17 protein-coding genes are annotated in these 17078 nt (G+C 57.1%); 14 read left to right on the top strand and 3 right to left on the bottom strand.

From position 1 onward, the window contains the following. The first annotated feature begins 14 nt into the window (after nucleotides 1–14). Both L1065_RS04205 and L1065_RS04200 read left to right on the top strand, forming a co-directional pair. Nucleotides 15–503, top strand: coding sequence for a CAP domain-containing protein (locus tag L1065_RS04205; RefSeq protein WP_237094184.1), 489 nt, complete (start codon nucleotides 15–17; stop codon nucleotides 501–503). Between the two features lie 72 nt (nucleotides 504–575). Continuing rightward, nucleotides 576–1091, top strand: a complete 516-nt coding sequence (locus L1065_RS04200) for a CAP domain-containing protein (RefSeq protein ID WP_237094183.1) — start codon at nucleotides 576–578, stop codon at nucleotides 1089–1091. Nucleotides 1092–1097: 6 nt separating this feature from the next. Here the strand turns inward: L1065_RS04200 and guaD are convergent, their stop codons facing one another. Continuing rightward, entirely contained in the window at nucleotides 1098–2387 is a 1290-nt protein-coding gene (gene guaD / locus L1065_RS04195; protein WP_237094182.1) for a guanine deaminase, read from the bottom strand. Nucleotides 2388–2484: 97 nt separating this feature from the next. Between guaD and mgtE the strand changes: the two genes are divergently transcribed. The 5 genes from mgtE to L1065_RS04170 all read left to right on the top strand — a co-directional run bounded on the left by mgtE (nucleotide 2485) and on the right by L1065_RS04170 (nucleotide 7972). Continuing rightward, complete coding sequence (gene mgtE / locus L1065_RS04190) at nucleotides 2485–3867, top strand: magnesium transporter (protein ID WP_370641135.1); 1383 nt, start codon at nucleotides 2485–2487, stop codon at nucleotides 3865–3867. Then, entirely contained in the window at nucleotides 3864–4424 is a 561-nt protein-coding gene (locus L1065_RS04185; protein ID WP_237094181.1) for a 5-formyltetrahydrofolate cyclo-ligase, read from the top strand. The genes mgtE and L1065_RS04185 overlap by 4 nt, the downstream gene beginning before the upstream one ends. Continuing rightward, a complete protein-coding gene (locus L1065_RS04180) occupies nucleotides 4421–5236 on the top strand; it encodes a TIGR00282 family metallophosphoesterase (protein ID WP_237094180.1) in 816 nt (271 codons plus the stop codon). Before L1065_RS04185 ends, L1065_RS04180 begins: the two co-directional genes overlap by 4 nt. 67 nt (nucleotides 5237–5303) lie before the next feature. Further along, nucleotides 5304–6194 carry a DMT family transporter gene (locus L1065_RS04175; protein WP_237094179.1) on the top strand — a complete coding sequence of 297 codons (891 nt, stop codon included), beginning with the start codon at nucleotides 5304–5306 and terminating at the stop codon, nucleotides 6192–6194. Further along, nucleotides 6191–7972 (top strand): SLC13 family permease, encoded by a 1782-nt coding sequence (locus L1065_RS04170; protein ID WP_237094178.1) that lies wholly within the window; start codon nucleotides 6191–6193, stop codon nucleotides 7970–7972. The genes L1065_RS04175 and L1065_RS04170 overlap by 4 nt, the downstream gene beginning before the upstream one ends. On the opposite strand, the gene L1065_RS04165 is transcribed toward L1065_RS04170, so the two are convergent. Next, nucleotides 7969–9744, bottom strand: a complete 1776-nt coding sequence (locus L1065_RS04165; RefSeq protein ID WP_237094177.1) for an SLC13 family permease — start codon at nucleotides 9742–9744, stop codon at nucleotides 7969–7971. The genes L1065_RS04170 and L1065_RS04165 overlap by 4 nt on opposite strands. A gap of 107 nt (nucleotides 9745–9851) precedes the next feature. Between L1065_RS04165 and L1065_RS04160 the strand changes: the two genes are divergently transcribed. Further along, on the top strand, nucleotides 9852–10601 hold the full coding sequence (locus L1065_RS04160; RefSeq protein WP_237094176.1) for a YebC/PmpR family DNA-binding transcriptional regulator: 750 nt from the start codon (nucleotides 9852–9854) through the stop codon (nucleotides 10599–10601). Nucleotides 10602–10618: 17 nt separating this feature from the next. On the opposite strand, the gene L1065_RS04155 is transcribed toward L1065_RS04160, so the two are convergent. Next, the gene (locus L1065_RS04155) at nucleotides 10619–11491 is read right to left on the bottom strand and encodes a LysR family transcriptional regulator ArgP (RefSeq protein ID WP_237094175.1); all 873 of its coding nucleotides are present in this window, start codon (nucleotides 11489–11491) and stop codon (nucleotides 10619–10621) included. A gap of 68 nt (nucleotides 11492–11559) precedes the next feature. Here L1065_RS04155 and L1065_RS04150 point away from each other — a divergent pair, with 68 nt between their 5' ends. The 6 genes from L1065_RS04150 to L1065_RS04125 all read left to right on the top strand — a co-directional run bounded on the left by L1065_RS04150 (nucleotide 11560) and on the right by L1065_RS04125 (nucleotide 17074). After that, a complete protein-coding gene (locus tag L1065_RS04150) occupies nucleotides 11560–12171 on the top strand; it encodes a LysE/ArgO family amino acid transporter (protein ID WP_237094174.1) in 612 nt (203 codons plus the stop codon). Nucleotides 12172–12197: 26 nt separating this feature from the next. Next, nucleotides 12198–13079 (top strand): DMT family transporter, encoded by an 882-nt coding sequence (locus L1065_RS04145; RefSeq protein WP_237094173.1) that lies wholly within the window; start codon nucleotides 12198–12200, stop codon nucleotides 13077–13079. After that, nucleotides 13076–14584 (top strand): choline-sulfatase, encoded by a 1509-nt coding sequence (betC, locus tag L1065_RS04140; protein WP_237094172.1) that lies wholly within the window; start codon nucleotides 13076–13078, stop codon nucleotides 14582–14584. Before L1065_RS04145 ends, betC begins: the two co-directional genes overlap by 4 nt. Before the next feature lies 1 nt (nucleotide 14585). Continuing rightward, a complete protein-coding gene (gene betB / locus L1065_RS04135) occupies nucleotides 14586–16040 on the top strand; it encodes a betaine-aldehyde dehydrogenase (protein ID WP_237094171.1) in 1455 nt (484 codons plus the stop codon). Nucleotides 16041–16102: 62 nt separating this feature from the next. After that, nucleotides 16103–16750, top strand: coding sequence for a thermonuclease family protein (locus L1065_RS04130; protein ID WP_237094170.1), 648 nt, complete (start codon nucleotides 16103–16105; stop codon nucleotides 16748–16750). A 78-nt stretch (nucleotides 16751–16828) separates the two neighbouring features. Then, nucleotides 16829–17074 carry a YdcH family protein gene (locus tag L1065_RS04125; RefSeq protein ID WP_237094169.1) on the top strand — a complete coding sequence of 82 codons (246 nt, stop codon included), beginning with the start codon at nucleotides 16829–16831 and terminating at the stop codon, nucleotides 17072–17074. The last annotated feature ends 4 nt before the right edge of the window (nucleotides 17075–17078 follow it).

Here is a 17078-nt window from a genome sequence, read left to right as displayed (position 1 = left end):
AACGGGAGGCCAAAATGCATATCAAATTTGCCATCGGCGCGATGACACTTGCCTTGGGGATGGCCTTGGCGCCGACCGCCCAAGCCAGCACAAAGACCACAACCCTCAGCGGGGCCGAGCTGGAACAGCTGGAAAACCTAAGCGGTGATCTGGGCAGTCTTTTGAATTCGGCGCGTGCGCAAAAAGGCGCGGCACCGGTGCGTCGCGTGAGTGTTCTGAACCAAGTGGCGGCGCGCCATGCGGCTGATATGCAGCGCCGCGGGGTGTTGAGCCACCGTGGAAGCGACGGCTCTACGGTCATGCGGCGTGTGAAGCGCGCGGGGTATTGTGCGCGTCTGGTCTCTGAAAATGTTGCCCAAGGCTGGCCCAATGATGCTGCCGTTTTTCAGGGCTGGATGGCGTCAAGCGGTCACCGCAAAAACAACCTGAACAAACGCATGCAACATTATGGGTTCGCGCGCGCGGGTGATTTTCATGTGCTTGTCTTTGCGCGTCCTTGTTAAATCCAAAGGGACGGATGACGGCATAGGCTGGCTGTGCTAGCCTTTGCCACCTACCAGTTTCAGAGAGTTGTCATGTCTTTTTCTATTTCGCAATTTCGTCTACCCAAACTTGCTGCCGTGTTGGCGATCTGTGCCAGTGCAGGCTGCATTCCAATCTCGACCTCGAACATACCTGACGAGCTTGTCGCGGTGGATGGAGAGACCTTTGCGCAGGTCTCCAAGGCCACAGGGCAATTCGGATCGCGGCTGAATGCCTACCGCGCACAAAACGGGCGCAAGGCATTGGTGCGCAATGCCAAATTGGACAAAGCGGCCGAGTTGCATGCCAAAGATATGTTTGAAAACAGCTATCTGTCGCACACAGATCGGCGCGGGCGCACTATGCGTGACCGTATCAAAAGGCAAGGCTACAAGGCATGTTCGACGGGCGAAAACATCGCCGAAAAGTTTCCATCAGAAGCGGCTGTGTTTGAAGCGTGGCTGACCTCTTCGGCCCACCGCAAAGTGTTCTTGAACACGCGCGTGACGGAATACGGCATCGCGTCTGTGGGTGACAAATGGGTCTATCTGGCGGCCAAACCCTGCTAGGATTGCCTAAAGGACGGCACGTCCCGCGATATAAACCTGACGCACCGCGCGGTCATCGCCCATCATCAACGTGGGAAACACCGCGTCCCAAAAGCCCTGTGCGCGGTGTGCCCTTTGGCTGATGGCGGGCGTGCTCCTCAGATCAAGCACGCAGATATCCGCGGCCGATCCTTCGGCCAGCGTGCCCACATCGTGGTGCATATGAAGCGCGCGCGCAGATCCTTCGGTCGCCAGATAAAGCAGCTGTGCTGCATGCAGGGGCGTGCCGCACAACTGTCCGATCTCATAAGCGGCGGCCATCGTGCGCAGCATCGAAAAACTGGAACCACCCCCTGTGTCCGTGGCCAATCCGACAGAGATATGACGCGCCTTCAGTTTGGCCATCTCAAACAACCCCGAGCCGATAAAGGTGTTTGAAGTGGGGCAATGCACAAGGGCCGCGCCAACCTCTGACAGTCTGTCAATTTCACGTGGTGCCAGATGAATGGCGTGCCCATAGAGCCCCCGCTGCCCCAAAAGCCCTGCGTGTTCATAGGTATCAAGGTAGTCGTGGGCCTGCGGGAAAAGGGTGCGGACCCAAGCGACCTCATCCACTTGTTCAGACAGGTGGGTCTGCATCAGACATTCAGGCCGTTCGGCCCAAAGCGCGCCCAACGCCTCCAGTTGCTCGCGGCTTGAGGTGGGGGAGAATCGCGGCGTAATCGCATAGCGTGCGCGCCCCGCCCCATGCCAGCGGTCCAGCAGCGTTTTGCTTTCATCGTAGGCGCGTTGCGGCGTATCGGTTAGCGCATCGGGGGCGTTTCGGTCCATACAGGTTTTGCCCGCCACAACCGCCATGTTGCGGCTGGCGGCGGCTTCGAAAAACGCGGTGACGGATGTGGGCGCACTGGTGCAAAAGCTGCACACCGTGGTCGTGCCGTGGGCGAGTGCAAGGTCCAGATAATCGCTGGCAATCGCGCGGGCATAGGCGGGGTCAGCCAGCCTGATTTCTTCGGGAAACGTGTAGCTGTTAAGCCAATCGATCAGACGCTTGCCCCAAGAGGCAATGATGCGCGTCTGCGGATAATGCACATGGGCGTCCACAAATCCCGCCAATAAAAGATCGTCACCATGATTGATCACAGTGGCATTTGGGTACTGCGCCTGCATGTCCGCGGCAGGGCCTGTTTGCACGATTTTGCCATGGTCAATGACGACGGCACCTGCGCTTTCGATGCGGGTTGCATCAACTGGGTCACCCTTAAATGGATCGCCGGTAAAGCGTAGAATTTGGCCAAGAAGCACAGTTTCGGTCATGTCGGCAGGTTAGGCGGGAAAACTGCGCTCTACAATGCGTGTTTGCTCTGTTGTCTGCCGCGCGGCAGGGCTACATTGCCCATCAAACGGGGGCATGATGAGCGACAGACCGGAACAGGAAAAAGGCGGCGACGCCAGCGGCTACACACTTGATCCGCGTATGGCCTTTGCCATCCGTTCGGCAGTGGAAGCCGGCAATCCCGAAGCCGTCGATGCGCTGCTTGATCCGCTGCACCCCGCCGATGTGGCCGACTATCTTGAGCAGATCGGCGAAGGCGAACGCAGTCGCCTGTTGGCGATCTGGAAGGGCGGTGTTGACGGCGATATTCTGTCAGAGCTTGAAGAAAGCCTGCGCGAAGAGGTTATCGACGCGCTTGACCCACAAGAGCTGGCCGATGCGGTCCGTGATCTGGAAAGTGATGATGTCGTTGATCTGATTGAAGATCTGGACGACGCACAGCAAGACGCGGTTCTGGATGCGCTGGATGATGCGGACCGCGTGGCCGTTGAACAATCGCTGAGCTACCCCGAGGAATCTGCAGGGCGCTTGATGCAGCGCGAAGTTGTCATGGCGCCAGAGCATTGGACAGTAGGGGCCGCGATTGATTTCCTGCGCTCTGAAGAGACGCTGCCAGAACAGTTTTACCATATGGTGCTGGTGGATCCGCGTCTGAAGCCTGTGGGGTATATCACCCTTGGCAAACTGCTTGGCGCGCGGCGCAATGTGCCCCTGACCGATTTGACCGAAGACAGTTTTCGCACCTTCCGCGTGGATCAGGACGAAGAAGATGTGGCTTATGCCTTTAATCAATATCACCTGATTTCTGCACCCGTTGTGGATGCGGATGACCGTCTGGTCGGCGTCATCACGATCGACGACGCGATGGCCGTATTGGATGATGAGCATGAAGAAGACATCCTGCGTCTTGCGGGTGTGGGCGAAGGATCGTTGACCGATAAGGTGATCGAGACAACAAAGCGCCGTTTCCCGTGGCTGGCCGTTAATTTGGTGACAGCGATTTTGGCCTCTTTGGTGATTGCGCAGTTTGAAGAGATCATTGCGCAATTTGTGGCCTTGGCCGTGCTGATGCCGATTGTGGCCAGTATGGGCGGAAACGCGGGGACGCAATCATTGACGGTTGCGGTACGTGCCATTGCCACCAAAGACCTGACGGGCAGCAACGTCTGGCGTGTGATCCGACGCGAGGTGCTTGTGGGGCTGGTCAATGGTCTGATCTTTGCCGTTGTGATGGGGATTGTCGGCGTGATCTGGTTTGGCACGCCGATATTGGGCGTGGTGATCGGTGTTGCCATGGTGGTCAACCTGGTGGTGGCGGGACTGGCTGGCACGGTGGTGCCTGTTATCTTGGAAAAAATGGGCGTGGACCCTGCGCTGGCCTCTGGGGCGTTTGTTACCACGGTCACAGATGTTGTCGGTTTTTTTGCCTTCCTTGGTTTGGCAGGGGTGATGTTGTTGTGAGCCTGCAAAATGTGAAGTCCGACGCGCGGGCCAAGGCCTTTGCGGCGCGCAAGGCGGCGCATGCCGCCGATCATGGCGCGGGCGCGGGGCTGCTGAGTTCGGTTCTTGCGGGATATCGCGGTGTGCCGCTTGCGGGATATTGGCCCATCAACACAGAGATTGACCCGCGCCCTGCTTTGGAAGAGGCCGCAGCGCATGGTCCTGTCTGCCTTCCGGTTATTGAGGGCAAGGACCAGCCGCTCGGCTTTCGCGCATGGACACCAGATGCGGAAATGGTGGAAGGCCCGTTCAAAGCGCTGGTGCCTGCAAAAGGTGACACGATTGTGCCAGAAGTTGTCATCGTTCCGCTGGTGGCATTTGATCGCCGTGGCGGGCGGTTGGGCTATGGTGGCGGGTTTTATGACCGCACGTTAGAAATGCTGCGTGCGCGCAAAGCAACATTGGCCATCGGCTTTGCTTATGGTGCACAGTGCCTTGATGCGGTGCCGCTTGAACCTACGGACCAACCGCTTGATCTGATCGTGACAGACGCAGACATAATTGAGGTGGCGCGATGAAAATTTTGTTTCTGGGCGATGTTGTTGGGCGCGCAGGTCGCGACGCAATCGTATCGCGTTTGCCAAAACTGCGTGAGGACTGGGCGCTTGATTTTGTGGTCGTCAATGGCGAGAACGCGACCAATGGCGCAGGGCTGTCTGCAGATCATGCCAGGCTATTGCTTGGCGCAGGTGTGGATTGCCTGACCCTTGGTGATCATGCCTTTGACCAGCGCGATATGCTCCAGTTTGCGGAAAGCGAAACGCGGATCATTCGTCCGCTGAACTTTGCCAAACAAGCGCCTGGTCGGGGTGTGCGGGTCTTTGAAACGGCCCGCGGCAAGCGCATTATGGTGATGCAGGTATTGGGGCAGGTGTTTATGAAACGCGCCTTTGACGATCCGTTTTCCGCCGTGGATGCTGTGTTGACGCGCCACCCGCTTGGGGGGCAGGTTCATGCAATTTTGGTGGATGTGCACTGCGAGGCGACCTCGGAAAAAATGGGTATGGGCCATTTTTGCGATGGCCGTGCAAGCATGGTTGTCGGCACGCACACCCATATCCCGACAGCTGATGCGCAGATTTTGCCCAAAGGCACCGCGTTTCAAGCGGATGCGGGCATGTGCGGCGATTATAACTCGGTTATCGGGATGGAAACTGCAGAGCCGATGCGTCGCTTTGTGACAGGCATGGGCAAAGGACGTTTCGTGCCAGCCAAGGGCGATGCCACCTTGTCCGGGCTGTTTGTGGAAACCGATGATGCAACCGGCAAGGCTGTGCGTGTCGAAATGGTGCGGCAAGGCGGGCGGCTGGCACAATGCGGACCGATGTGATGCTGGCACAGGCAGGAGCCTGCGGCGCGGATATTTGGAAACAAAAGAAGATGTGGACCTTGGCCCGATGAGGCAGCGATGGGTCTTGCTGGCCGCGCTGATTGCGATTGGCGCCGCATGGGGCATGACGCAGCCTATGGCAAAGGTTGCTGTGTCAGAGGGGTATCAGCATTTCGGGCTGATCTTTTGGCAGATGGTGATCGGCGCTGTGCTTTTGGGCACTGTAACCTGGATGCGCGGCGCGTGGTTCAAGCTGACGCGATCACGGTTGGCATTTTTGACGATGATTGCATTGATCGGCACGGTTTTGCCGAATTCGGCCAGTTATCAGGCCGCGGCGCATTTGCCGTCAGGTGTTATGTCGATTGTCCTGTCATTGGTTCCGATGCTGGCCTTTCCGATTGCTTTGGTTTTGGGGCTAGAGCGGTTTTCGGGGGTGCGGTTGATCGGCTTGTCGCTTGGTTTGGTGGGCGTGGCTTTGATCGCCTTGCCCAAGGCCAGTTTGCCAGATCCTGCGATGGTGGGGTGGGTCATGGTGGCATTGGTCGCCCCGATCTTTTACGCCAGCGAAGGCAACATCGTTTCCAAGTGGGGAACGCACGGGTTGGATGCAGTTCAGGTGCTGTTCGGGGCATCGTCCATCGGTGCGGTTCTTGCGCTTTTTCTGACTTTAGCAACAGGGCAGTGGATTGATCCGCGTCCGCCCTATGGTGCACCGGACGGTGGATTGGTCGCCAGTGCCGTGCTGCACGCCTTTGCCTACACGGGCTATGTCTGGTTGGTGGGACGTGCGGGGGCGGTCTTTGCGGTGCAGGTCAGCTATCTGGTCACGGGCTTTGGAATAGTTTGGGCGATATTGCTGTTGTCGGAGGCATATAGCCCTTACATCTGGGCGGCCTTGGGCCTAATGTTCACTGGGTTGTTTTTGGTGCAGCCACGCAAATACGAGCGCTCATGACCTATCTTTTCGACTTTTCGCAAACGGGCCAGGCGGTTTTGACACTGACCGTGGTGATCATGATGTTCGTGCTGTTTGTGCGCGAGACGTTTCCAACGGAAGTGACCGCCATTTTGGGCGTTGCGCTTATGCTGATCCTGGGTGTTCTGCCCTATGACAATGCGCTGGCGGTTTTGTCCAACCCCGCACCCTGGACGATTGCGGCAATGTTTATCGTGATGGGGGCTTTGGTGCGCACGGGCGCGTTGGCGGCCTTTACGCAATATGCCGAAAAGAACGTTGATAGTAACCCGCGCATGGCTGTTGCGGCTCTTATCGCCTTTGTCGTGATTGCGAGTGCGTTTGTATCAAATACGCCTGTGGTTGTTGTGATGATCCCTGTGTTTATCCAATTGGCCAAAAAGCTTGGCACGAAGCCTTCCAAACTACTGATCCCGCTGAGTTATGCGGCGGTTCTGGGCGGCACGCTGACGCTGATCGGCACGTCCACGAACCTGTTGGTTGACGGTGTGGCGCGCGAGCAAGGCTTGGAGCCCTTTAGCATTTTTGAGGTCACCCCTCTGGGCATTATTCTGGTCATCTGGGGCATGGTCTATCTGGGCGTGATTGCGCCCGCACTTTTGCCTGATCGCGACTCAATGGCGGGGATGCTGAGTGACCGGTCAAAGATGAAATTCTTTACCGAAGTTGCCTTGCCCGAAGGGTCAAACCTCATTGGGCAAAAGGTGGTCAATGTTGATTTGTTCAAACGCGAAGGCGTGCGGTTGATCGATGTGCTGCGCGGTGACGCATCGCTGCGCCGCGATCTGCCAAGTGTCGAATTGCAAGGCGGGGACCGCGTGGTTTTGCGCACCGAAATGTCCGAGCTGTTGGGCCTGCAGGCCAGCCGCGAGGTGACAACGGTGGATAAACTTTCGTCCGTTGAAACCTCTACCGTCGAGGTGCTGATCACTCCGGGGTGCAAAATGGTGGGCCGTTCGCTTGGCGCAATGCGTCTGCGACGGCGCTATGGCGTCTATCCGTTGGCGGTGCATCGGCGAAATCAGAACATCGGGCGCCAGTTGGATGATCTGGTCGTGCGGGTGGGTGACACGCTTTTGATCGAAGGGGCACCGGCAGATATCCAAAGACTGGCCAGCGAAATGGATCTGGTGGATGTCAGCCAACCGACAGAACGTGCGCTGCGCCGCCGTCATGCGCCTATCGCGATTGCGGCCCTTGTGGGGATCGTTGCACTTGCAGGCTTTGGCGTTGCGCCCATTTTCCTTCTGGCAATCCTTGCAGTGGCCTTGGTTCTGGTCACGCGGTGCATCGATGCAGAAGAGGCCTTTGGTTTTGTCGATGGGCGTTTGCTGGCGTTGATTTTCTCGATGCTGGCAATTGGTGCGGCGCTGGATGCGTCGGGTGCGGTTGCGCTGATCGTTGGCGCGGTGGAACCTGTTTTGCGTGTGCTGCCCCCATTCCTGTTGGTCTGGGTCATCTATCTGATCACGTCGGTGCTGACCGAACTGGTCAGCAACAATGCGGTGGCTGTGGTTGTGACGCCCATCGCGATTGGCGTGGCCGCGCAGCTTGGGATTGATCCGCGTCCTTTGGTGGTCGCCGTGATGGTCGCAGCCAGTGCAAGTTTCGCAACGCCGATCGGCTATCAGACCAACATGCTGGTGTACGGACCAGGCGGTTATTCCTTCACCGATTTCATGCGGGTCGGGATCCCGCTTAATTTGTCGGTCGGCATACTGGCCTCGGCGGTTATCCCGCTCATCTGGTCGTTTTAGAGCGGCCAGAACACCAAGATGGCGGGGATAGAAACACCCACCACGATGATCTCAAGCGGCAGCCCCATGCGCCAGTAGTCCCCAAACCCATAGCCGCCGGGGCCAAGGATCAGCGTATTATTCTTGTGACCAATCGGGGTCAGGAAGGCGGCCGAGGCTGCAATCGCCACGGCCATTAAAAAGGGATCAGGGCTGACGCCAAGCGATTGCGCCATCTGAATGCCAATGGGTGCGGCGACAATGGTGGTGGCGGTGTTGTTCAGCACATCGGACAAGGTCATCGTGACGACCATCAGAACGGTCAAAATCGCCCAAGCGGGCAGCCCTTCGGTCAATGTCAAAAGGGAGCCTGCGATCAACTGCGTCCCGCCGCTTGTTTCAAGTGCGGCCCCCAACGGGATCATGGACCCAAGCAGCACCACAACGGGCCATTCGATGTGGTCATACACTTCCGTAATCGGAATAATTTTCAAAAGCACAAAACCGACGACCACGATGCCAAGCGCGATGGGAAGGTAGACCCATCCAAGCGACGCCGCGACAACTGCGGCAGCAAACAGGCCAATGGCGATCCAGACCTTTTCGTCCTTTGTCACGGCCAAGCCGCGGTCGGCCAGTGGCAGACATCCAAGCCAATCGGTGACATCTGCTTCGGTCCCTTCGGGCACCAGCAACAGCAGGATATCGCCTGCCCGCAAGGGGGTTTTGCGGATCTGGCTGGTAATGGCTTTGCCTTCGCGGCTGATGCCCATCAGAACCGTGCGGCGCCGCCATGCAAGCCCCACCGACTGCGCTGTCCGTCCGTTCAAGCGGGAGTTTTCGGCGACGACAACTTCAATCACATTCAGGCCCGCGCCATCCGCACGCAGCAATTCTTCGCGCTTTTCATCCGCAAAATCGAGCGATAGGGCCGCGCGAAATTCATCCAAGGCATCGGGGGTTGCCTCAATGACCAGTGCATCGCCTGCGCGCAACGCGCGGTTGCGGGCCAAGCCGCGCAACCTTTTGCCATCGCGGATCAAGCCAATCAGGGCCACATCGTTTTTTTCAGCCAGCTCTTCAAGATCGGTAAGGGTTTGATCAATGAATTTCGAGCCCTCTGGCACCGTCAATTCTGCAAGATAGCTGGCGAAATCTTCGGAAAGTGCGTGGTCTTGGACGTTGCGCTGCGGGATAAATCGCCACCCCACAAGGGCCACAAAAGCAAGCCCTGCCAGCGCGGTGATCCCGCCGACGGGGGCAAAGTCGAACATCTTGAATGGTGCGCCAAGGCTTTCTTCGCGGATGGTTGCAATAATGATGTTGGGGGGCGTGCCGATCAGTGTGACCATGCCGCCCAAAATGGTGCAAAATGACAAAGGCATAAGTGACAACCCTACGCCGCGCCCTGCTTTTCGGGCCGTTTGAATGTCGACCGGCATCAGCAAAGCCAGGGCTGCCACGTTGTTCATAAAGGCCGACAGCACACCGCCAATCCCGCCCATCAGCGCAATGTGCGCGCCCAAAGAGCGGCTGCTGTCCACCAGCGTGCGTGTGATTAGATAGACCGCGCCAGAGCGAACCAGCCCTGCCGACACAACCAGCACCAAGGCCACAACAAGCGTGGCGGGATGGCCAAATCCGCTAAAGGCGTCCTTGGTCGGAACAACACCAAGGACAACACCAATCATCAACGCGGCGAAGGCCACCAGATCATAACGAAAGCGCCCCCACAGCAGCATGGCAAACACGCCGCCAAAGAGCGAAAAAAGGATAATCTGGTCACTGGTCATCATCGTCTCTCCCTGCGGGTATGGGAAAGGAAGCGGCGCGCCATTGCAACCCGCAAAGTGCCAAGGCTATAAGGCGGTCAACCGAATGATAACGATGGGGATGGACCATGGCTGGCCACTCAAAATGGGCAAATATTCAACACCGCAAAGGGCGTCAGGACAAGCTGCGCTCAAAGCTGTTTTCCAAACTGGCAAAGGAAATTACCGTTGCTGCGAAAATGGGTGACCCCGATCCCGAGAAAAACCCCCGTCTGCGTCTGGCTGTGAAAGAGGCCAAATCGCAATCGGTGCCCAAGGATGTGATCGAACGCGCGATCAAGAAATCGCAAGGTGGTGACGCGGAGAACTACGACGAAATTCGCTATGAAGGATATGGGCCCAACGGTGTGGCCGTGATTGTTGAGACGATGACAGACAACAAGAACCGCACCGCCAGCACCGTGCGTTCGACGTTTTCAAAAAACGGTGGCAACCTTGGTGAAACAGGCAGTGTCGGCTTTATGTTCGACCGTAAAGGACAGGTCAGCTACCCTGCATCTGTGGGCGATGCCGACACAGTTATGATGGCCGCAATCGAGGCGGGTGCCGAGGACGTCGAAAGCGACGAGGACGGCCACGTGATCTATTGCGCAGACACGGATTTGCACGCCGTCTCAACGGCTCTTGAGGCGGAATTGGGCGAGTCCGACAGCACCAAACTGGTGTGGAAGCCCACAACAACGACCGAGCTGGACCTTGAAGGCATGACCAAGCTGATGAAGCTGATCGAAGCGCTGGAAGATGACGATGACGTTCAAACTGTCACTGCCAACTTTGAAGCCAGCGATGATGTGATGGAGCAGCTTGGGGCGGAATAAAAGCCACTCCATATTTTTTAGAAAGCCGTCAGAGTTCTGGCGGCTTTTTCTTTGATGTGTTTGGTCAACGGGCTAAGCGCATCGCCCAAAAGTCGGCTGACTTGCCAATAAAGCGGCGTCGAAAACGGGGCATTGGCCAGCGCTACCAAACGGCCGGTATCCAGATGGTCTTGGACCAGAGGTGTCGGATTTAGTCCCCATCCCATCCCCAAAAGACAGGCCTCAACAAAGCCATGCGAACTGGCCAGATGATGGGTTGGTAGGGCAACGCGCTGACCTGTCACCTTTTCGACCCATCGGCGTTGCAGCGCGTCCATCGCATTGAATGTCAGGGCAGGGGCCGCCGCCAAGCTGGTGGCATCGACGCCATCTGCAAAGTGGCGTGCCATGAAATCCGGGCTGGCTGTGGCGACATAGGGCAAGACACCCAACGGCGTGCAATCGCATCCCTGAACGGGATCTGCGCGGCTGGTAATCGCGGCAGCCACATCGCCAGAGCGCAGCCATCTGGCGGAATGATCCTGATCGTCGATGGTGATATCGAACAACAGATCGTCGCTTTGCGCCAAAGCGGGCAGAAGCCATGTTGCCAGACTGTCGGCATTGGCCGCGATACGGATTTGCTGGCGCGGCGTTTGCACAGGCGTGTCGCGCAGGGCTTTGGCTTCCAGAACGGCAATGTCTTGATAATGACGAATCAGACGCGCGCCAATCTGCGTGGCAACGCAAGGTTGGCTGCGTATGACAACGGGCGCACCGATATGATCTTCCAACGCTTTGATACGTTGTGAAACGGCGGAAGCGGTGACCGATAATTGGCCAGCCGCCAGATCAAAGCTGCCAGTCTGGACAACCGCGTTCAGCGCACTCAGGTGACTTGGATCAATCATTAGTAATACTTAATCAAATAAAGAAGCCTTAATTTGAATAATGAAATTGCGTGCAGTAATCAACCGCCATGACCTTTCTTGAATCAAGCACCTTCGCGGCAGGTTTCCTCCTGTCGATTTCCCTTATCCTCGCAATTGGGGCGCAAAATGCGTTTGTGTTGCGTCAGGGATTGCGCCGCGAACATGTGCTGGCGCTTGTTTTATTTTGTGCAGCCTGTGACGCGCTGCTGATCACGCTTGGGGTGCTAGGCTTTGGGGCTATTTCCAAAGCGGCGCCGTGGATCACACCTGCTTTCACCTACGGCGGGGCGGCGTTTTTGTTTGTCTATGGCTTACGCAGTTTTATGGCCGCACGCAAAGGCGGGGCGGCTTTGATGCCAAGCGAAAATGCATCCATCAGTCTAACCAAAGCGCTTTTGACCTGTGCGGCTATCACCTTCCTGAACCCGCATGTTTATCTGGACACCGTCGTGCTGATCGGGTCCATCAGTGCCAATTATGACAACAAACTGGCCTTTGCGATTGGCGCATCTTTCGCCAGCTTCAGTTTCTTCTTCGCTCTGGGCTACGGTGCGCAGCTTTTGCGCCCGTTTTTTGCCAACCCACGCAGCTGGCAGATTTTAGAGATCATCGTGGGTGCCTTTATGTGGTCCATCGCGCTCAAGCTGCTCTTGTCTTAAGGGGCGGATTGGCGTCAGGTGCGTTTATGGATAGCGCATCACATTCACCTGCACGCGGCATTTTCTGGATGGTTGTCACGGGTCTGATGTTTGTGGCGGTCACGGCGCTTGTGAAATACACAGGCGGGCGGGTGCCTGCCGCGCAAGCCGCGTTTCTGCGCTATGTGCTTGGCTTGGTCTTTTTGATCCCGATGATCCCCACGATCCGTGCCGTCATACTTAGCCGCCAGCAATGGATCCTCTTTTCATGGCGCGGCGTGGTTCACACGCTTGCTGTGATCTGTTGGTTTTATGCCATGACCCGCATTCCCATCGCAGAGGTCACAGCGATGAATTACATGGCGCCCATTTACGTGACGATCGGTGCGGCGTTGTTTCTGGGCGAGCGTCTTGCGTTTCGCCGTATTATGGCCATCGGCATTGCGATGGTCGGTGCATTGATCATCCTGCGCCCGGGATTTCGAGAGGTGGATCTGGGCCATCTGGCAATGCTGTTTACCGCGCTGATGTTCGGGGTGGGTTACCTGATTACCAAGCTTTTGTCGGGCCAGGTCTCTGCCACCGTGATTGTCTTTATGCTTTCAGTGACCGTGACCATCGGCCTTGCGCCCTTTGCCATTGCGGTTTGGGTTCCTGTGTCTTGGTATGATCTGGGCATCCTTTTTTTGGTGGCGTGCTTTGCCACGGCGGGCCACTACTCGATGACACTGGCCTTTGCAGCAGCCCCTGTGACGGTCACGCAACCGGTGACATTTCTACAGTTGCTTTGGGCAACTATTCTGGGCGCGGTGGTCTTTGCCGAACCTGTGGACATCTGGGTGATTGCGGGCGGGCTCTTGATCCTTGGATCGGTTCTGTTCATCACATGGCGCGAGGCAGTGCTGAAAAAGGGAACCCTTGCAAAATGAGCAAACCGAATATTCTGATCCTGATGGTCGACCAGTTGAACGGTACGCTGTTTCCCGATGGTCCTGCCGATTGGTTACATGCGCCCAACCTCAAGAAACTGGCAGCACGATCCACACGGTTTGCCAATGCATACACGGCTAGCCCGCTGTGTGCACCGGCACGCGCATCGTTCATGTCGGGGCAGCTGCCGTCGCAGACGGGTGTCTATGACAATGCGGCCGAGTTTGCCTCAAGCATCCCCACCTATGCGCATCACCTTCGTCGTGCAGGATATTACACGGCCCTGTCGGGCAAGATGCACTTTGTCGGGCCAGATCAGCTGCACGGCTTCGAAGACCGCCTGACAACTGATATCTATCCCGCCGATTTCGGCTGGACGCCAGACTACCGCAAACCGGGGGAACGGATTGACTGGTGGTATCACAATATGGGCTCGGTCACGGGCGCAGGCGTCGCCGAGACGACGAACCAACTGGAATATGATGACGACGTGGCCCACCACGCCAAGGTCAAACTTTATGACCTGTCGCGGGGGACAGATGAACGCCCGTGGTGCCTGACCGTCAGCTTCACGCACCCGCATGACCCTTATGTCGCCCGCAAGAAGTACTGGGATCTCTATGAGGATTGCGCCCATCTTGATCCGCCTGTGCCCGCGATGGACTACGACGATCACGACCCGCACAGTCAGCGTATTTTTGATGCGAACGACTGGCGCAACTTTGATATCTCAACCCAAGATATCCGTCGCTCGCGGCAAGCCTATTTTGCCAACATCAGCTATCTGGACGACAAAATCGGAGAAATCCTTCAGGTGCTTGAAGACACGCGACAAGAGGCCATTATCCTGTTTGTCAGCGACCACGGCGATATGCTTGGGGAACGTGGTTTGTGGTTCAAGATGTCGTTCTTTGAAGGGTCTGCGCGTGTGCCCATGATGATTGCGGCCCCTGAAATGCAGGTTGGGTTGCAAAGAACTGCGGTCAGCACAATCGATGTGTGCCCGACGCTGTGTGATCTCGCGGGCGTCAGCATGGATGAGGTCATACCATGGACCACGGGCCAATCGCTTAAGCCTATGGGGCAAGGCGTTGAACGCACAGAACCCGTTGCAATGGAATACGCGGCCGAGGCATCTTATGCGCCGCTTGTATCGCTGCGATATGGCAAGTGGAAATTTAATCGATGCGCCCTCGATCCCGATCAGCTGTTTGATCTGGAGGCTGACCCGCATGAGCTGACCAATCTGGCGGACCACCCTGATCATCAAGGCACTCTGACAAGTTTGCGCGCCAAGGCAGAAGCGCGATGGGATCTGGACCGTTTTGACGCGCAGGTGCGCGAAAGCCAAGCCAAACGGTGGGTGGTCTATGAGGCGCTGCGCAACGGGGACTACTACCCGTGGGACTATCAGCCGCTTCAAAAAGCGTCCGAGCGGTACATGCGCAATCACATGGACCTGAACATTTTGGAGGAAAGCAAACGCTTTCCGCGCGGGGAGTAAAATGACCGAAACACAACCCAAGGCCAGCCATTTTATCGATGGCGCGTATGTGGAAGATACGGCTGGCACACCGATCCCCGTAATCTATCCCGCGACAGGCCAGCAGATCGCGCTAGTTCACAGCGCCACAGACGCGATTGTCGAACGTGCTCTGATCAGTGCAAAACGGGCGCAAAAGGAATGGGCCACATGGACAGGCACCGAACGGGGGCGGGTGCTAAAAAGGGCCGCCCAGATCATGCGCGAGCGCAACCGCGCGCTGTCGATTTTGGAAACCTATGACACAGGCAAACCGTTGTCCGAGACGCTCTATGTGGATGCGACCAGCAGTGCGGATGCGCTGGAGTATTTCGGCGGTCTTGCAGGGGCATTGACAGGCGAACACATCCCGCTTGGACAGGATTTTGTCTATACTGTGCGCGAACCGCTTGGCGTCTGCGTTGGCATCGGCGCATGGAACTACCCCACCCAAATCGCTGGTTGGAAAGGGGCGCCCGCGCTGGCATGCGGCAATGCGATGATCTTCAAACCTTCAGAGACTACGCCGCTTTGCGCCTTGAAAGTCGCTGAAATCCTGTATGAGGCGGGCGCACCTGCGGGGCTTTTTAACGTTGTGCAGGGGTTGGGTGATGTGGGCGCCAAACTGGTCAGCGACTGCCGTGTCGATAAGGTCTCGCTTACGGGATCCGTTCCGACAGGTCGCAAGGTTTACGCTGCCGCTGCGGATGGGATGAAACACGTCACAATGGAACTGGGCGGCAAATCCCCGTTGATCATTTTCGATGACGCTGATCTGGAAAATGCCGTCGGCGGGGCAATCCTTGGAAATTTCTATTCCAGCGGGCAGGTCTGTTCCAATGGCACACGGGTGTTTGTGCAAGAAGCGATGGTTGAACCGTTTCTAAGGCGTCTGTGCGAACGGTTGGACAACGCGGTGATTGGTGACCCGATGGATGAGGCCACAACATTCGGGCCGATGGTCAGCGAAAACCAGATGACAATCGTGGAAGGTTTTATTGCCAAAGGGCAGGCCGAAGGGGCGCGTCTGGTCTATGGCGGGGGGCGTGTGGCGCGAGAGGGGTTCTTTGTCCAACCGACTGTCTTTGCGGATGTCACAGATGACATGACCATCGCGCGGGACGAAATATTTGGGCCCGTTCTGTCGGTGCTGTCCTTCAAAACCGAAGAAGAGGTCATGGCGCGGGCAAACGATACGCAATTTGGCTTGGCCGCGGGCGTTTTTACAGCGGATTTGACCCGCGCGCACCGCGTGGTCGCAGGGTTTGAGGCAGGCACCTGCTATATCAACACCTATAATGACGCGCCCGTCGAAGCCCCTTTTGGCGGTAGCAAAATGTCCGGTGTGGGGCGCGAAAACTCCAAGGCCGCGATAGAGCACTACAGCCAACTCAAATCCGTCTACGTGCGGATGGGAGATGTCGAAGCACCGTTTTGACGCCTTAACCAAAACCCGCTTGGGTGGTTGCAATTCCGCTGTCTCGCCCTGATGTTAACGAAATGTTAACTTTTTGTGCTTTGTTCGGATTGCTGTGCGCGACCGCGGCGTCTGCCGATATCACGGGACCCATTCGGGTGATCGACGGTGATACGTTTGATGTTGGCACGACACGGGTGCGCATTCACGGCATCGACGCGGTCGAGATCGGCCAAACCTGTCAGACCGAGCAAGGCACGCGGTGGGATTGTGGCACCTTTGTCAAAGAGACCGTGCGCGCGCGCTACGATGGCATTCAAGCGCGCTGCGAACGTATTGAGACAGACCGCTATGGCCGCGCTGTTGCAAAGTGTTTTGTTGCAGATGAGGACATTGGCGCAACCTTGGTCAGCGATGGTTTGGCTTTGGCCTATCGGGAATATTCGATGGATTATGACCTTCTGGAAAAAGGTGCGGCCGTAAACGACCGCGGCCTTTGGGCGGGGACACTGCAAAACCCTTCCGTTGTGCGCGCGCAAAAGGCTGTGGGCCGCGTGCCGCCAAATCCCGCCTGTAACATCAAGGGGAACATTTCGGCCAACGGGCAAATCTATCATATGCCGGGCGATAAATATTATGAACGCACAGGCATTCGCACCGAACGCGGAGAGCGTTGGTTCTGCTCTGCTGCCGAGGCCGACGCAGCCGGTTGGGTGCGCGCAAAAAGGTAGCGTGTTTGATATGGCTCAAGGTCGCCTGCGACCAAGCGGCCTAGCATCTGAGTCGGAATGACAACACGGAGCGAACCCATGTCGAACACACCCCATGAATTGGCAGACGACTTCCCAGAACACGCGGCCCTTATCAGCGAGTTGAAACAATCCGACGCGCATTTTGCGGGCTTGGCCGAAGACTATCACGCGCTGAACCGTCAACTTCACCGCGCCGAAACCAATGTCGAGCCTATGGATGATTTTGCAATCGTGGAGCTGCGCAAAAAGCGCATGACGCTGAAGGACGAAATCTACGGCTTGCTGACTGGCGCGAACGCGTAACCCA

The sequence above is a fragment of the Nereida sp. MMG025 genome (assembly GCF_021654165.1).
Lineage (GTDB): Bacteria > Pseudomonadota > Alphaproteobacteria > Rhodobacterales > Rhodobacteraceae > Nereida.
This window is presented reverse-complemented; position numbering and strand designations above follow the sequence as displayed.

Coding starts and splice junctions, on each gene's coding strand:
- L1065_RS04205 (WP_237094184.1), top strand. CDS start 15: ATGCATATCAAATTTGCCATCGGCGCGATGACACTTGCCTTGGGGATG.
- L1065_RS04200 (WP_237094183.1), top strand. CDS start 576: ATGTCTTTTTCTATTTCGCAATTTCGTCTACCCAAACTTGCTGCCGTG.
- guaD (WP_237094182.1), bottom strand. CDS start 2,387: ATGACCGAAACTGTGCTTCTTGGCCAAATTCTACGCTTTACCGGCGAT.
- mgtE (WP_370641135.1), top strand. CDS start 2,485: ATGAGCGACAGACCGGAACAGGAAAAAGGCGGCGACGCCAGCGGCTAC.
- L1065_RS04180 (WP_237094180.1), top strand. CDS start 4,421: ATGAAAATTTTGTTTCTGGGCGATGTTGTTGGGCGCGCAGGTCGCGAC.
- L1065_RS04175 (WP_237094179.1), top strand. CDS start 5,304: ATGAGGCAGCGATGGGTCTTGCTGGCCGCGCTGATTGCGATTGGCGCC.
- L1065_RS04170 (WP_237094178.1), top strand. CDS start 6,191: ATGACCTATCTTTTCGACTTTTCGCAAACGGGCCAGGCGGTTTTGACA.
- L1065_RS04165 (WP_237094177.1), bottom strand. CDS start 9,744: ATGACCAGTGACCAGATTATCCTTTTTTCGCTCTTTGGCGGCGTGTTT.
- L1065_RS04160 (WP_237094176.1), top strand. CDS start 9,852: ATGGCTGGCCACTCAAAATGGGCAAATATTCAACACCGCAAAGGGCGT.
- L1065_RS04155 (WP_237094175.1), bottom strand. CDS start 11,491: ATGATTGATCCAAGTCACCTGAGTGCGCTGAACGCGGTTGTCCAGACT.
- L1065_RS04150 (WP_237094174.1), top strand. CDS start 11,560: ATGACCTTTCTTGAATCAAGCACCTTCGCGGCAGGTTTCCTCCTGTCG.
- L1065_RS04145 (WP_237094173.1), top strand. CDS start 12,198: ATGGATAGCGCATCACATTCACCTGCACGCGGCATTTTCTGGATGGTT.
- betC (WP_237094172.1), top strand. CDS start 13,076: ATGAGCAAACCGAATATTCTGATCCTGATGGTCGACCAGTTGAACGGT.
- betB (WP_237094171.1), top strand. CDS start 14,586: ATGACCGAAACACAACCCAAGGCCAGCCATTTTATCGATGGCGCGTAT.
- L1065_RS04130 (WP_237094170.1), top strand. CDS start 16,103: ATGTTAACTTTTTGTGCTTTGTTCGGATTGCTGTGCGCGACCGCGGCG.
- L1065_RS04125 (WP_237094169.1), top strand. CDS start 16,829: ATGTCGAACACACCCCATGAATTGGCAGACGACTTCCCAGAACACGCG.